Raw genomic sequence first — 15,052 nt, 5'->3', positions numbered from 1 at the left:
CACACTTTTCGGCGTCATGCTTGGGCTGCCTCGCAGGCCTTGAAGGTGCGTTCGATCTTTTCGCGATCGAGATCGCGACCGATGAAGACGAGACGGCTTTCGCGCTTTTCGCCGTCCTTCCAGGCGCGCTGGTGGTCGCCCTCGACGATCATGTGCACGCCCTGCACGACATAACGCTCGTCGTCGCCGGCAAAGGCGATGATGCCCTTGAGGCGCAGGATATTCGGGCCGTCCGTCTGGGTGATCTTCTGGATCCACGGGAAGAAGCGGTCCGGGTTCATCTCACCGCCGCGCAGCGAGATCGACTGTACCGTCACGTCATGGATCGGCGAGACGCCGTGGTCGTGGTGATGGTGATCATGATCATGGTGGTGATGGGCGTGGTCGTGATCGTGGTCATGATGATGGTCATGGCCGCAATCGGGACCGCAGGCATGGTCGGGATGATCGTGATCCAGGAAGTGCGGATCGTTTTCGAGCGCGCGCTCCAGGTTGAACGCGCCCTGGTCCAGAACCTTGGTGAGGTCGATTTCAGAGCGGGTGGTGCGGTGGATGCGGGCAGACGGGTTGATCACGCGCACCGTCGCCTCGATCCGCGCCAGCTCTTCGGGGCTGACGAGGTCGGTCTTGTTGATCAGAACGACGTCGGCGAAGGCGATCTGGTCTTCCGCCTCGCGGCTGTCCTTCAGGCGCAGCGGCAGGTGTTTTGCGTCGACGAGGGCGACGACGGCGTCGAGTTCGGTCTTCTGGCGCACATCGTCGTCCATGAAGAAGGTCTGGGCGACCGGCACGGGATCGGCAAGGCCGGTGGTCTCGACGATGATCGCGTCGAAGCGGCCGGGGCGGCGCATCAGGCCTTCCACGACGCGGATCAGGTCGCCGCGCACGGTGCAGCAGATGCAGCCGTTGTTCATTTCGTAGATTTCTTCGTCCGATTCGACGATCAGGTCGTTGTCGATGCCGATCTCGCCGAATTCGTTGACAATGACGGCGTATTTCTTGCCGTGATTGCCGGTCAGGATGCGGTTCAAAAGCGTCGTCTTGCCGGCGCCGAGATAGCCGGTGAGCACGGTGACGGGAATGGGCTTGGGAAGGGCTGTTTCGGTCATGGGAACCTCGAGCTATGGCAGGGACGGCTGAGACGTCCGGTTGGCGACTGATATAGGAGATCGAACGGGCCAGCGCAAATGCCGGATGGCGTCAGGCAAGCGTATCCGCATCGAAGGCGGCGACGTCCTCGAGAAGGGCGACGAGGCCGTGGACGGCATGCGCGATCAACTGCTCGCCCTTTTCCGCCGTCGCGGCGCTGGCGTCGCCTGCCACGCCCTTCGGGTTAAGGTCGGACATTTTCCAGCCGAAGGCATGTGGACCGTAAGCGCGCAGATACGCGAAGCGGGCGGCAAACTCCGCCTGCCTTGAGCCGAAGCGCTCCGCCTTGTCCATCTGCACGCGGTCCGGATGAAGCGCCAGCATGACGGAGGTCTCGATGTCGCCACCGTGAATGTCGATCGCCTTGTCCTCCGGCGCGATCCAGCCTTCCGGCTGGCCGAAGCGGGTCCAGGCGGTCGCGACGACGAGCATGTTGAAGCGCACCCGCGCCTCGGTCGCGACGATCGTCAACAACGGCGCGTTTCCGCCATGGGCATTGAGCAACACGAGTTTGCGGATGCCGAAGCGGTTGAGGTCCTCCGCAATGGCAAGCCAGCGTCCGATAGCCTCGGCGTATCCCAGCGAGCGTGTGCCCGGCACGTCGAGATGTTCCGGCGAATAGCCGACAGGCTCGACGGGCAGGACCGTGACGGGCAGGTGAGCCGGCAGTAGGGCCATCAGCCGCGCGGCAATGCCTTCGGCGATGAGCGTATCCGTTTCGAATGGCAGGTGGGGGCCATGGCCCTCATGCGCACCGAGCGGCAGAATGGCGATCCGGCACGGCCGCTCCTCGGCGGGAAGGTCTGGATCGTTTTCGGTCCATCGCATCTTGGGATGCGTCATTCCGGGCCTCCGATCTTCACTTGCCGCCTGCCGCTTTCCTGAGTCATATGAAGCCCGAGCCCACGATGCAAGGGCGATGCGGCGTTCTGGATGAGGCGATCGATGGGCAAGAAGCACAAGGACGGCAAGGACGGGAAGAAGGTCAAGAAGAAGAAATCGCACGACGACGTCTCGGGCGCGGGTCTTGCCGCCGCCGTCGTCAATGCCGCGCGGTCCATACGCACGGTGCTGTCCCGCAACCTGCTCGCCACCGGCCTTTATGCCGGCCAGGACGGCGTGATCCTGGCGCTTTCGGAGGATGGCGGGCTGACGGCCGGTGCGCTTGCCGCCCGGCTCGGCGTCAAGGCCCCGACCATGACCCGCACGATCGGGCGTCTGGAGGCTCAGGGGTTTGTCGAGCGCAGGCCGGACGAGACGGATGGTCGCCTGACCGTCGTACACCTGACCGAGACGGGCAAAGCCTCCGTCGAGCATATTACCGAGGCGAGCCGGCTCAGTGAGCGGCAGGCGGCAGAAGGGTTGAGCGAGAAGGATGTCCGCAATCTCCTGAAGCTGCTGCGCGCGATGGACGAAAACCTGCACGCCGCCCTGCCGGAGGTGCCTCGCAACGGTGAAAAGCCTGTTGCCGACGAGATTTAAACTGTTTAAATAAACGGTTTTAAACGCCGTATTGCTTGGCGTTTGTCGGGAGGGGCCGTGGCACAGAAAATCAAGCTTTCCACCATCGCGGAGACGCTCGGCGTTTCCACGGCGACGGTATCGCTTGCGCTGAGGGACAGCCCGCTTGTCGCGGCGACCACCCGTGACAAGATCAAGGAACAGGCCCGCGCGCTCGGCTACATCTACAACCGTCGGGCGGCGAGCCTGCGCACCTCCCGGTCGGGCATTGTCGGCGTCGTCGTGCACGACATCATGAACCCGTTCTATGCGGAAATCCTGAAGGCCATCGAAAGCGAACTCGATCGGGATCGGCAGACCTTCATCCTCTCCAACCATTACGATTCGGTCGAAAAGCAGCGCAATTTCATCGAAACATTGCTGCAGCTCGGTGGTGACGGCGTCATCATGTCGCCGGCGATCGGCACGCCGCCCGAGGATATCCAGCTTGCCGAGGACAATGGCATGCCGGCGATCCTGATTGCCCGCTCGATCGAGGGGCTGGACGTGCCGATCTTCCGCGGCGACGACAGCTATGGCATTTCGCTTGCCACCAACCACCTGATCGGGCTTGGCCACCGCACCATCGCCATGGTGGGCGGCACGGACCAGACATCGACCGGCCGCGACCGCTACCAGGGTTATGTCAACGCGTTGCGCAAGGCGAATATCGACGTCGACCCCAGCCTGCGCATTCCCGGCCCGCGCACCAAACAGGGCGGCTTCGAGGCGGCGGTGCATTTCCTCTCGCTGCCGCAGAAGCCGACGGCCGCCGTCTGCTGGAACGACCTCGTGGCGATCGGCCTGATGAACGGCATTGCACGCGCAGGCCTCGTGCCGGGCCGTGACGTCTCCGTCACCGGGTACGACGACCTGGAGGAGGCAGCGATCGCGACGCCGGCACTCACCACCGTCTGGAACGGCCAGTCCGAAGTCGGGCGCAATGCCGCGCGCGCGCTGCTCGACAAGCTCTCGGGCAGCCATGAGCCGGACGGCATCCACCTCATCAAGCCGGAAATGCGCATCCGGCAATCCACCGGACCGCTGAAGCCGCATCCGGAAGGCTGAGGCATTTCGGACAGAAGGAGCTTCGCCATGTCGGCCAAGACACGCATTCTCGTGCCCGGCACGATCCGCGAGCGGGTACTCGATCGCCTGAAAGAGGGTTTTGACGTGGTCCGCATCGAGCGGGCGGACCCGGCGCTGCTCGCCCGCTCCGAGGCGGCAAGCATTGCCGGCGTTGCCGTTTCCGGCAGGTTCGATGCGGCGATGATCGAACATCTGCCGGCGCTGGAGATCATCGCCAGTTTCGGCGTTGGTTATGACGGGGTGGATGCGGCCGCTGCGGCCAAGCACGGTATCACCGTCACCAACACGCCCGACGTCTTGAACGACGAGGTCGCCGACACCACGATCGGCCTGCTGCTCAACACCGTGCGCCGTTTCCCGCAGGCGGAAGCGTGGCTGCGTGATGGCCGCTGGAAGCGCGACGGCGCCTTTCCGCTGACGCCGCTCAGTCTGCGCGGCCGCAAGGCCGGCATCTACGGGCTCGGGCGCATCGGCATGGCAATCGCCGAGCGGCTGAAAGGGTTCGGCGTCGATATCGCCTATCACACGCGCCGCCCGCGCGACGATGTGCCCTATGCCTATTATTCCTCGTTGATGGAGCTGGCAGGCGCTGTCGATATCCTGATCGCCATCGTACCGAAAACAGCGGAAACGCACAGGACGATCAATGCCGAGGTTCTGCAGACGCTGGGGCCGAACGGCGTGTTGATCAATGTCGGCCGCGGCTGGACGGTCGATGAGGATGCGCTTGCGACGGCCCTCAAAGAAGAGGTGATTGCAGCGGCGGGCCTCGACGTTTTCTATGACGAACCGAATGTGCCGCAGGCGCTGCTCGATCTGCCCAACATCTCGCTGCTGCCGCATGTCGCTTCGGCTTCGGTGGTGACGCGCGATGCGATGGCCGATCTGGTGGCGGACAATCTCTTTGCCTGGTTCGATCGTGGATCGGCGCTGACGCCGGTGCCGGAAACGCCCTTTACGCGAAAAACGGGGTAGAGGCTGGAAAGCCTTCGTTAACCCTCCGGCAAGTTTGTGGATGCATGCTTGTCCGATCGAGTCGTTGCGAAGGAGAAGCCCATGAAGACGCTGATGATAACCGCCGCCGCGGGCCTGGTGTCGCTGGGCCTCTGGAACGTCATCGGGCACCAGGCACCTTCGGTCGATCCGGTGATCTCGAATTCCATTCCCGCGAAGGCGCCGGGCGGCCACAGCTATACGATTTCCAACGTGATGGCGAACACCGCCTGCCTTGCCGAGCGCGGCAGCCGGATTTCGAGCCGGAGTGAACAGTTCTCGGCGAATGCCGATTGCGACACGGTCTGGCCGGGCCTTTCGACGGCCAGGACATGGATCAGCAATGGCGACGGCACCGTGGTCGTCGCCGATGCACGCGGCGAGGCGATCCTGACCGTCGTCGACGGCGACGGTCTCGCCTATGAAGCGGTCGAGCCGGCCGACGCGATGGTTACGCTGATTTCCGCGGACTAGCCGAACCGGTCGCCGTGTCCACGATACGCGTATCGGCCCAGGTCAAGCCGCGTCCGTCGGACGCGCGAAGTTTCAAGCGGTCGACGGGCGCGTTTGTCGCCGCATCCACCAGCATGGATCGCCGCTCGCCCGCACGAAAGAGATGGTCTTCTCCCCATTGCCGCAAGGCGACGATGACGAGAAAGAGGCCGCGGCCCTTCTCGGTCAGGACATATTCCTGATAGGCGCTGCCGTCGGACGCCGGCGCGAGCGCAAGCACGCCAGCCTCTACGAGATCACGCAGGCGCATGCTCAGCATGCCTTTGGCTATGCCGAGGTTTTGCTGAAAGGCGCTGAAACGCCGGATGCCATCGAAGGCATCGCGGACGATCAGCAGCGACCACCAGTCACCAATGGCATCCAGCGTCCGCGCAACAGGACATTCCGCTTCACGAAAACTTCTGCGTTTCATTCCGCACCTCGCGCATAAAACTGGTTCTAAAATAGAACTGGAAGCGCCTTGCTTCAAGTGGTCTCATTATAAGACCAAAATAAGCGAGGACGACGATGGACACAATGGATACGAGAGATTGCCGGAGAGCAGAGAATTGCGCCCCAGCCAACGGCAGGCAGGTATTTGGCCTGTCGCATTGGATGCTGGTCGTGTTTGCCATCACCTGCGCAAGCAGTGTCGCAAACATCTATTATGCGCAGCCGCTGCTCGATACGATCGCAACGACCTTCGACATCGATGCTGCGCGTGTTGGTCTCCTCGTGACGCTGACCCAGATCGGCTACGCGGCGGGTCTGCTTTTCATCGTTCCCCTCGGCGACTTCGTCAATCGGCGCAAGCTGATCGTGGCGCAGGCCCTGTTGTCCGCCGTTGCCCTGGCCGGCGTCGGCAGCGCGCCGGGCGCGCCTTTCCTGTTCGCCGGCATGGTCCTGGTGGGGCTGCTGGCTGTCGTCGTTCAGGTGTTGGTCGCCCTGACCGCCACCTTGGCACGACCGGAGGAGCGCGGCCGGGCCGTCGGTCTGGTCACCAGCGGCGTGGTGATCGGCATCCTGGCGGCGCGCTTCGTCGCCGGTGTTTTGGCTGATGCCGGAGGGTGGAGAGCCGTCTATTTTTCATCCGCCGGCCTCATGCTGCTGATGGGCCTGCTTCTGGCCTATATTCTGCCGCGGGATATTCCCGTCGCCAGTGCCGAGCGATATGGCGCCGTGCTGAAATCGATTCCCGCCCTGTTTTTTCGGGAGCCGTTGCTGCGCCTTCGGGCCGGGCTGGCCTTCCTGATCTTTGCCAGCTTCAGCACGCTCTGGACCGCCATGGTATTGCCGCTGAGCGCTGCGCCCTTTCACCTATCTCACACCCAAATCGGCCTCTTCGGCCTCGCGGGGCTGGCGGGCGCCCTTGCCGCAAGCCGTGCAGGGCGCCTGGCGGATCGTGGACTTGCCGAGCGGACGACGGGTTTTTCACTCGTGCTGCTCGTGGTCTCGTGGGTGGCGATCGGTTTTCTGCCGCACGCGCTTGCCGTCTTCACGATCGGCGTGGTGCTGCTCGATTTTGCCGTGCAAGCCGTGCACGTCACCAATCAGAGCCTGATCTTCGCCACTCGCCCTGAAGCGCACAGCCGGCTGGTCGCCGGCTACATGGTCTTCTACTCGGCCGGAAGTGCACTTGGCGCCATCGCTTCGACGGCGAGTTATGCCCGTTACGGCTGGACGGGTGTCTGCCTCACCGGAGCGGCTTTTAGCCTGGCCGGATTGCTTCTCTGGGCCTGCTCTTACGCAAAAACCCGGCGGCGTGTTTCGTGAACATGCATCGCCGGGTGCAGGAGAATGCCGGGAAGACCTGGATCAGGCCGACTTGACCGAACCGAAGGCCAGCACGTCCGCCTCGGTGGCGGGAGCGCTTGCGCCCTGCTTGGCAGCCGCATAGTCGCGGACCGCTTCGCCGAAGGCGGCAAAAAGCTTGTTCGACGGCTGGTCGGAGCCGACCCAGTATTCCGGGTGCCATTGCACGCCGACGGCAAACGCCTTGGCGCCGATAACGGAGACGGCTTCGATCGTGCCATCCTCTGCGACGGCTTCCAGGGCAAGGCGCGGCGCCAACTCGGAGATCGCCTGGCGGTGCAGCGAATTCACCTGCACCTCGCCGGCGCCGAGCACTGCAGCGAGGCAGCTGCCTTCCTTGACCGTGACCTTCTGGCGAATGCCATAAGCGACGTCGAGCACGGGCGTGTCGGGCTTGCGATGATCCCACACGCCGGGCTGCTCCTGGATCTCGTTGGCGAGCGTACCGCCCAGCACGACGTTCAGTTCCTGAATGCCGCGGCAGATGGCGAGCAGCGGAATGCCGCGCTCCAGTGCACGCTTGATGAGCGGCAGGCTGGTCGCATCGCGCGCCATGTCATAGGGGCCTTCCGCCGCGGTGGCCTCCTTGCCATAGAGCGAAGGGTGTACGTTGGTGCGCGAACCGCTGACCAGAAGCCCGTCCACCCGATCGAGGATGCCGTCGAAATCATTGTCGATATCGAGTGCGGGGACGAGGAAAACGGTAACGTCGGCGCCCTTGACGGCGGCGCGGACATACTGGTTCGGGGTGGCCTGCCAGACGTTGCCTTCGATCTCCCTGATATCGGCGGGAATGGCGACGACGGGTTTCGACATGATGGGCTCCGGAAAAAAGAAATACCAAAAGAGGATTTGCTATCAAATCCGCGATCAGTCAATTCCCCCATTCTGGCGAAATGACGACGGATCAGTTGTTGAAGGCAGTATGACCGCCTGTGCAATGTAGCCGAAGCCGATAAAATCTGTCAGTATATTCTCTGGAGGTTATTAACCAAAGCCTTGCAAACAGTGATTGCGGCATGGATTTTTTTTCGCCTTTCCATCGCGCAACTGTGTGTCGCGGCAAGGTAATGATATTGCGCGCAGGGCCCATGTCAGGTTGAGTTTGCGGGCTTGAAAGCGGCAATATTGCAATATGCGGTTGAAGCTATCTCCTTTCGGTTGAACAAGCGTGCAAGAATGCCCGGGCATACCCTCGTTATTGGGTAATTTCCCGAAATCATTCATTAAATTTTGGTCGGTAACCCTCTCTCGTCAAGGGAGTGCCTAGTCCATGAAGGATAAGGGTCAAAACACACTGCCGGCTGATGTGTACCTGTCGTTCGTCAGCTCGCTGTACGGGAACCGCCAGACCCTCTTCGTGGGCATGATTTCGCATGTCATCACGTTCTCGTTCGTGTACGCCAAAACAGCCGACCCCTTCTTCCTGATCTGGAGCGGGCTCGTCATACTCATCTGGTCGACGCGTGCTGTCGGCATGCGCCATTTCGACCGGGTGGACCAGTCCACGCTCGACATGGACGGCATCCGCTTCTGGGAGAACTGGTACAATCTCGGCGCCGTCAGCACGACGCTCGCGCTCGGCATCTCCTGCGGCTACAGCCTGCTCTTCAGTCGGGACAGCTTTGCCGAGCTTGCCACCATCGCGGTGACGCTCGCCACCATGGTCTCCGTCGTCGGCCGCAACTGCGGCTCGAAGCGGGCCGTCGATTACATGACCTTTTCCGCCTGCTTCCCCATGGTCGTCGGCTTCCTGGGATTGCAGGATTTCTACCATGCGGTGCTCGCAGTCCTCATCCTGCCCTTCGTGATGACGACGCGCATGATGGCGAACGGCGTGCGCGAATTCCTCTACAAGAACGTGCTGGCGACGCGCGAGGTGTCGATCATCGCCGACCGTTTCGACACGGCGCTGAACAACATGCCGCACGGTCTGTTCATGCTGGATGCCGAACACCGCATCCTCGTCGCCAACCGCCGGGCCTGCGAGCTTCTCCATCTCGGCAACCAGGAGCGGCTGAAGGATTGCCACCTCGATGTCGTGCTGCGCTTCGGCGTGCGCAACACTTTCGTCAACGCCGAGCAGAGCAAGACGATCCTTCGCCGGCTCGACGAACTCCTGAAGGGCGAGCGATCGCGCGCGCTCATCCAGGTGACGGACGGGCTCTATCTGGAGTTCACCGCATCGCCCCGTGAAAACGGCGGCGCGGTTCTCATTTTCGAAGACGTGACGGCGCGTGTGCGGGCGGAAAACAAGATCCTGCACATGGTGCGCTACGACAGCCTCACCGGCCTGCCGAACCGCACCTATTTCGCCGATCTCGTGCAGGAGGCGCTCACCGAGCGCAAGAAGCCCGGCACGGTCGGCTTCATGGTGCTCGACGTCGACGACTTCAAACATGTCAACGACATGAAGGGCCACGTCACCGGCGACCGGCTGCTCTGCGCCATCACCGAGCGACTGCGCCGGCTTGCCAGCGACAAGATGATCGCCGGCCACCTGATGGGCGACGAGTTTATCGTCTTCTTCCCGAACGAGACGAACCGCCGCGATCTCGAGGCACGCATGCACCGCTTCCACGAGCAGCTGCGTGGCACTTATGAATTCGACGGCATGACCTTCCTCGTTTCCTTCAGCGCCGGCTGCGTGACCGTCCCGAGCGGCGATTTCCGGCTGGAAGAAATGCAGATCCGTGCCGATCTGGCTCTTTTCGAGACGAAATCGCGCGCCAAGGGCAGCGTCACCGTCTTCGAGCAGGAGATGGACGAACGCTATACGGATCGCCAGAAGCTCAAGGACGACCTGCGCGATGCGCTTGCCAGCAACACGCTGTCGGTGGCCTACCAGCCAATGTTCGTGCCCGATGGCTCAAGCATCGAGTGCTGCTAGGCCCTGTCGCGCTGGACGCATCCGGAGCGCGGCCCCGTGCCGCCGACCGTCTTTATCCAGATCGCCGAGGAGATGGGCATCGTCTCCGACATCACGCGCTTCATGGTCATGCGGGCCTGCGCCGACTGCGCGACCTGGCCTGCGCATATGGGCGTTTCGGTCAATCTTTCCGTGCAGGACCTACGCGGCACCAGCATTATCGACCTCGTCGCCGAGGCGCTGGAGACCGCAAAGCTCGCGCCCCACCGGCTGCATCTCGAAGTCACCGAAAGCTGCCTCATGGAGGAACCGGTGAAGGTGCAGGCGATCCTGCAGGCGCTGCGCGCCCGCGGCATCACCATTGCCATCGACGATTTCGGCACCGGCTATTCGAGCCTCAGCTATCTCGACCAGCTGCCCCTCGACGTCATCAAGATCGACCGGTCCTTCGTACGCAATATCGGCGAGGACCCGCGCCGCTTCAAATTGCTGCGCGGCACGGTGAACCTTTCGCGCGAACTCGGCCTGCGCATTGTCATCGAGGGTGTGGAGACGCGCGAGCAGCTCGCACTTATCAACAAGTATCAGTGTGCTGATCTCGTTCAGGGCTACGTTTTTGCCGCCCCCATGTCGCCGGATGCCCTACGCGACCTCTACGAGACCCTGGCTCGCAAACCCGGCGATTCCCGCCGCCGCGGCCGCCGCGTCGCCTGAAAACCCTCCCCTGACGTTGCAACGGATCGTATAAATTCGATACGGTATATCAGCTTGCCAAAATTTAGCATTAACCATTCGTTAAGGTTAATGAATGGTATTTTACACAAATTGTCTTATATCGGAGATTGTTAAGCATAGCAGCGCGGTGGCTGCGGCTTTTTCAATCGGGGATACGGGGACAATGGCCAGCGTGGAGACGGCGACCAATCGCTTTTCGGACAAGCTTCTGGGACTGCTCGACAGGATCGAATACCGCCGGGTCGAGACCGGCGAGGACATGGAAGACGTCGCCCGCATCCGCTACAAGGCCTACAAGGCCGGCGCCGTCATGCATCTCGACGAGCAGGCGCTGCTGATCGACGACTCCGATTTCGACAGCCAGGCCTATGTCTTCGGCATCTACTATGAAGAGCGGCTGATCTCGACCGTGCGCCTGCATCATGTGACGCCGGACCACCGCGTCACATCCTCGGGCAAGGTTTTCCCGGACGAGATCAACGCCTTCCTCGATGCAGGCATGTCGCTGATCGACCCCGTTCGCCTTGCCGCCGATCCGGAAATCTGGAGGGAGATGCCGGCGATCCCCTATCTGACGCTGCGCATCGCCACGATGGCGACGGATTATTTCCAGGCGGATCGCTGCCTGCAGATGGTCAAGCCCGCCCATTCGGCCTTCTACAAGCGCGTCTTCGACGCCGACTTCGTCGCCTCACCGAAGAGCAACCACGGCAAGTTCATCATCGACCTGATGCTGCTTGCGACCAACGTCAAGGAGACGCTGCCGTCGCTCTACCAGCGCTTCCCGTTCTTCAAGTCCGAGCCCTACGAGCGCCGCATGATGTTCGCCCGCGGCGAAGACCTGCCGTTCAGCCCGCTGACGGTACGCCCGACGGCTCGTCGCGCCCATTTCGGCGATGGCCGGATCCAGCTTTCCGGCAACGCCTTCGCCGGATGAGATCTGCGTTTTGATGTCGCATACCGGGCCGGTTTCTTGCGAAACCGGCCCGATCTGTTTCGGAAACGATACAGGCGCATCGGCACCCCCCGCCTTGCCGTTGCGCTTTGCCGATCCATTGTGTATGGCCTGAAGACCGCGCGCTTGCCGCGCATGGGGGAAAAGCCGGAATATTTTGGTTCCGGCGTGTTTTTGGCACTCATCGGGTGGAGTTTTCCGTCTGATGGGTGTGGCTGCTTAGGAGAAGGTGACTATGGCTGAACATCATTCCGGACCGGTCGAAATGGGCGCTCCGATGGATTATCCCGAGCACGAGAAGACCTACAATTTCTTCATCAATGCAGCCAAGTTCGGCACGCTGTTCTGCGTCGCCCTGCTGGTCGCCATGGCTGCAGGTTTCTTCACCAGCGCCGGCTTCTTCAGCGCAGTTCTGCTTTTCATCATTCTCAACGTCGCCGGCTTCATTCTGCTGCGTTGATCCAAACAGCCGCATTCGCGGTTTGTCACGGTGCCGTCCGGCGTCGTGATTCAACACGGCCAGTCTCGGGGGGAGGACCACGGTTTGAGTCAGTGTATTTTTGTGTCGCGGGAAAGCGACGCGGCGGAGGGCCGCGTTGCGGGTTCCGTGGATACTGTCAAGAAATTGAAAGGCTTGGGGCTTGATGTGCTGGTGGAAGCCGGCGCGGGTCTCAAGTCGCGCATCCTGGATGCGGATTACGAAGCGGTCGGTGCCCGCATCGTCGGTCCGGACGAGGCGAAGTCTGCGGACGTCGTCCTGAAGGTGCGCCGGCCGACCTCGGCCGAGATCGCCACCTACAAATCCGGCGCCATCGTCATCGCCACCATGGATCCCTATGGCAATGAGGCGGCAATCGCCGAAATGGCCAATGCCGGGCTCTCCGCCTTTGCCATGGAACTGATGCCGCGCATCACGCGCGCCCAGTCGATGGACATTCTCTCCTCGCAGGCAAACCTCGCCGGTTATCAGGCCGTCATCGACGCTGCCCACGAATTCGACCGCGCCATGCCGATGATGATGACCGCCGCCGGCACCGTTCCGGCCGCCAAGGTTTTTGTCATGGGCGCCGGGGTTGCGGGTCTTCAGGCAATCGCGACGGCTCGCCGTCTCGGTGCGGCTGTGTCCGCGACGGACGTCCGTCCCGCCGCCAAGGAGCAGGTCGCCTCGCTCGGCGCAAAATTCATCGCCGTCGAGGATGATGAGTTCAAGGCCGCCGAAACCGCCGGTGGCTATGCCAAGGAAATGTCCAAGGAATACCAGGCGAAGCAGGCGGCACTCGTGGCCGAGCATATCGCCAAGCAGGACATGGTCATCACCACCGCGCTCATTCCCGGCCGTCCGGCGCCGCGTCTCGTGACGCGCCAGATGCTGGCCGCCATGCGCAACGGCTCCGTCGTCGTCGACCTCGCGGTCGAACGCGGCGGCAATATCGAGGGCTCCGAGGCCGGTAAGGTCGCCGAAGTCGAAGGCGTCAAGGTCATCGGCTATCTCAACGTGCCGGGCCGCATCGCCGCCTCCGCCTCCGCGCTCTATGCCAAGAACCTGCTGACCTTCCTCGAGACCATGGTCGACAAGGAGAACAAGTCGGTTTCGGTCAATGTCGAGGACGAACTCGTCAAGGCAACGATGCTGACCCATGGCGGTTCCGTGGTGCATCCGAACTTCGGCGGCGCTGCCGTACAGCTAGGGGAGGCCAAGTGATGGCGAACGAACTTCTGGACAAGGCGATCATCGAGCTTGAGCGCGCCGTGGAAGCCGTGCGCACGGCCTCCGAATATGTGCCGGATGCGGCTGCTGTTGCGGCGCACGGCGTTTCCGGCGGGGCGATCGACCCCTTCGTCTTCCGCCTGGCAATCTTCGTGCTGTCGATCTTCGTTGGCTACTATGTCGTCTGGTCGGTGACGCCGGCGCTGCACACGCCGCTGATGGCCGTCACCAACGCGATCTCCTCGGTCATCGTCGTCGGCGCACTGCTCGCCGTCGGCATCTCGCTCTCGGGTGTCGCGACCGGCTTCGGCTTCGTCGCGCTGGTCCTCGCCTCCGTCAACATTTTTGGCGGCTTCCTCGTCACCCAGCGCATGCTGGCGATGTACAAGAAAAAAGAGAAGTGAGGCTGGCCGATGTCTGAGAATTTCGCAGCCTTCCTCTATCTCGTCTCCGGCGTGCTGTTCATCATGGCACTGCGCGGCCTGTCCCATCCGACGACCAGCCGTCGTGGCAACACGCTCGGCATGATCGGCATGGGCATCGCCATCGGCACGACGCTGCTGCTCGCGACGCCATCCTTCGGCGGCCTCGTGCTTATCGTGCTCGGCCTTGCCATCGGTGGCGGTGCAGGCGCCTATATCGCCCGCTCCATTCCGATGACCTCGATGCCGCAGCTCGTCGCCGGCTTCCACTCGCTGGTCGGCCTTGCCGCCGTGCTGGTGGCCGCCGCAGCGCTCTATTCGCCGGTCTCCTTCGGCCTCGGCCAGGTCGGCGAAATCCATGGCCAGGCGCTCGTCGAAATGGCGCTCGGTGCCGCGATCGGCGCGATCACCTTCACCGGCTCGATCATCGCGTTCCTGAAGCTCGATGGCCGCATGTCCGGCAAGCCGATCATGCTGCCCTACCGGCACGTCATCAATAGCGTGCTGCTCGCCGCGGTCATTTTCTTCATCGTCGGCCTGACGCTGTCGGAAAGCCACTTCGATTTCTGGCTGATCGTCATCCTCGCGCTGGCGCTCGGCGTGCTGTTGATCGTGCCGATCGGCGGCGCGGACATGCCCGTCGTCGTGTCGATGCTCAACTCCTATTCGGGTTGGGCTGCGGCCGGCATCGGCTTCACGCTCGGCAACCTCGCGCTCATCATCACCGGTGCCCTCGTGGGCTCCTCGGGTGCAATCCTGTCCTACATCATGTGCAAGGGCATGAATCGCTCGTTCATCTCCGTCATCCTCGGCGGCTTCGGCGGCGATAGCGGGGCGGCTGCGAGCGATGACGGCGTGCAGCGCACGGTCAAGCAGGGCTCGGCCGACGATGCGGCCTTCCTGATGGCGAATGCCTCCAAGGTCATCATCGTGCCGGGCTACGGCATGGCGGTGGCGCAGGCGCAGCATGCAGTGCGCGAACTCGCCGACGCGCTGAAGAAGGCCGGCGTCGAGGTGAAATACGCGATCCATCCGGTCGCGGGCCGTATGCCCGGCCATATGAACGTACTGCTCGCCGAAGCGAACGTGCCCTATGACGAAGTCTTCGAACTGGAAGACATCAACTCGGAGTTCGCCCAGGCCGACGTCGCCTATGTCATCGGCGCCAACGACGTGACGAACCCGGCCGCGCGCGACGACAAGTCGTCACCGATCTACGGCATGCCTATCCTCGACGTCGACAAGGCCAAGACCTGCCTCTTCGTCAAGCGCTCGCTCGGCTCCGGCTATGCCGGCATCGACAACACGCTGTTCTACAAGGACGGCAC

14 protein-coding genes and 1 pseudogene are annotated in these 15,052 nt (G+C 62.6%); 11 read left to right on the top strand and 4 right to left on the bottom strand.

From position 1 onward, the window contains the following. Positions 1 to 14: 14 nt before the first annotated feature. Both ACT6VE_RS13770 and ACT6VE_RS13765 read right to left on the bottom strand, forming a co-directional pair. Positions 15 to 1,109, bottom strand: a complete 1,095-nt coding sequence (locus tag ACT6VE_RS13770) for a CobW family GTP-binding protein (protein ID WP_444799149.1) — start codon at positions 1,107 to 1,109, stop codon at positions 15 to 17. A gap of 91 nt (positions 1,110 to 1,200) precedes the next feature. Further along, entirely contained in the window at positions 1,201 to 1,992 is a 792-nt protein-coding gene (locus ACT6VE_RS13765) for a creatininase family protein (protein ID WP_444799148.1), read from the bottom strand. A gap of 102 nt (positions 1,993 to 2,094) precedes the next feature. Here ACT6VE_RS13765 and ACT6VE_RS13760 point away from each other — a divergent pair, with 102 nt between their 5' ends. From ACT6VE_RS13760 to ACT6VE_RS13745, 4 genes are all read left to right on the top strand, one after another. Beyond that, positions 2,095 to 2,631, top strand: a complete 537-nt coding sequence (locus ACT6VE_RS13760; protein ID WP_444799147.1) for a MarR family winged helix-turn-helix transcriptional regulator — start codon at positions 2,095 to 2,097, stop codon at positions 2,629 to 2,631. Between the two features lie 57 nt (positions 2,632 to 2,688). After that, complete coding sequence (locus ACT6VE_RS13755) at positions 2,689 to 3,717, top strand: LacI family DNA-binding transcriptional regulator (protein WP_444799146.1); 1,029 nt, start codon at positions 2,689 to 2,691, stop codon at positions 3,715 to 3,717. A 27-nt stretch (positions 3,718 to 3,744) separates the two neighbouring features. Next, positions 3,745 to 4,713 (top strand): 2-hydroxyacid dehydrogenase, encoded by a 969-nt coding sequence (locus ACT6VE_RS13750; protein ID WP_444799145.1) that lies wholly within the window; start codon positions 3,745 to 3,747, stop codon positions 4,711 to 4,713. An 81-nt stretch (positions 4,714 to 4,794) separates the two neighbouring features. Beyond that, positions 4,795 to 5,205 carry a hypothetical protein gene (locus ACT6VE_RS13745; protein WP_444799144.1) on the top strand — a complete coding sequence of 137 codons (411 nt, stop codon included), beginning with the start codon at positions 4,795 to 4,797 and terminating at the stop codon, positions 5,203 to 5,205. On the opposite strand, the gene ACT6VE_RS13740 is transcribed toward ACT6VE_RS13745, so the two are convergent. Then, positions 5,183 to 5,656 carry a winged helix-turn-helix transcriptional regulator gene (locus tag ACT6VE_RS13740; RefSeq protein ID WP_444799143.1) on the bottom strand — a complete coding sequence of 158 codons (474 nt, stop codon included), beginning with the start codon at positions 5,654 to 5,656 and terminating at the stop codon, positions 5,183 to 5,185. The genes ACT6VE_RS13745 and ACT6VE_RS13740 overlap by 23 nt on opposite strands. A 95-nt stretch (positions 5,657 to 5,751) precedes the next feature. Between ACT6VE_RS13740 and ACT6VE_RS13735 the strand changes: the two genes are divergently transcribed. Then, on the top strand, positions 5,752 to 6,996 hold the full coding sequence (locus tag ACT6VE_RS13735) for an MFS transporter (protein ID WP_444799142.1): 1,245 nt from the start codon (positions 5,752 to 5,754) through the stop codon (positions 6,994 to 6,996). Between the two features lie 42 nt (positions 6,997 to 7,038). Here ACT6VE_RS13735 and ACT6VE_RS13730 read toward each other — a convergent pair whose 3' ends face one another. Further along, positions 7,039 to 7,851, bottom strand: coding sequence for a gamma-glutamyl-gamma-aminobutyrate hydrolase family protein (locus tag ACT6VE_RS13730; RefSeq protein ID WP_444799141.1), 813 nt, complete (start codon positions 7,849 to 7,851; stop codon positions 7,039 to 7,041). Between the two features lie 457 nt (positions 7,852 to 8,308). Between ACT6VE_RS13730 and ACT6VE_RS13725 the strand changes: the two are divergent. The 6 genes and pseudogenes from ACT6VE_RS13725 to ACT6VE_RS13700 form a co-directional block, all read left to right on the top strand. Then, a pseudogene (locus ACT6VE_RS13725) lies at positions 8,309 to 10,618 on the top strand (putative bifunctional diguanylate cyclase/phosphodiesterase). Positions 10,619 to 10,802: 184 nt separating this feature from the next. Further along, a complete protein-coding gene (locus ACT6VE_RS13720; protein WP_444799140.1) occupies positions 10,803 to 11,576 on the top strand; it encodes an N-acyl amino acid synthase FeeM domain-containing protein in 774 nt (257 codons plus the stop codon). Positions 11,577 to 11,829: 253 nt separating this feature from the next. Beyond that, positions 11,830 to 12,054, top strand: coding sequence for an aa3-type cytochrome c oxidase subunit IV (locus tag ACT6VE_RS13715; protein ID WP_444799139.1), 225 nt, complete (start codon positions 11,830 to 11,832; stop codon positions 12,052 to 12,054). A gap of 84 nt (positions 12,055 to 12,138) precedes the next feature. Then, complete coding sequence (locus ACT6VE_RS13710) at positions 12,139 to 13,296, top strand: Re/Si-specific NAD(P)(+) transhydrogenase subunit alpha (protein WP_444799138.1); 1,158 nt, start codon at positions 12,139 to 12,141, stop codon at positions 13,294 to 13,296. Beyond that, positions 13,296 to 13,706, top strand: a complete 411-nt coding sequence (locus ACT6VE_RS13705; protein WP_444799137.1) for an NAD(P) transhydrogenase subunit alpha — start codon at positions 13,296 to 13,298, stop codon at positions 13,704 to 13,706. The genes ACT6VE_RS13710 and ACT6VE_RS13705 overlap by 1 nt, the downstream gene beginning before the upstream one ends. 9 nt (positions 13,707 to 13,715) lie before the next feature. Next, on the top strand, positions 13,716 to 15,052 hold a 1,337-nt coding region (locus tag ACT6VE_RS13700), incomplete at its 3' end, for an NAD(P)(+) transhydrogenase (Re/Si-specific) subunit beta (RefSeq protein WP_444799136.1).

This window comes from Shinella sp. (genome assembly GCF_052438155.1).
Taxonomy (GTDB): domain Bacteria; phylum Pseudomonadota; class Alphaproteobacteria; order Rhizobiales; family Rhizobiaceae; genus Shinella.
Note: the sequence above shows the minus strand (reverse complement) of the source record. Positions and strands in the feature narration are given on the sequence as shown.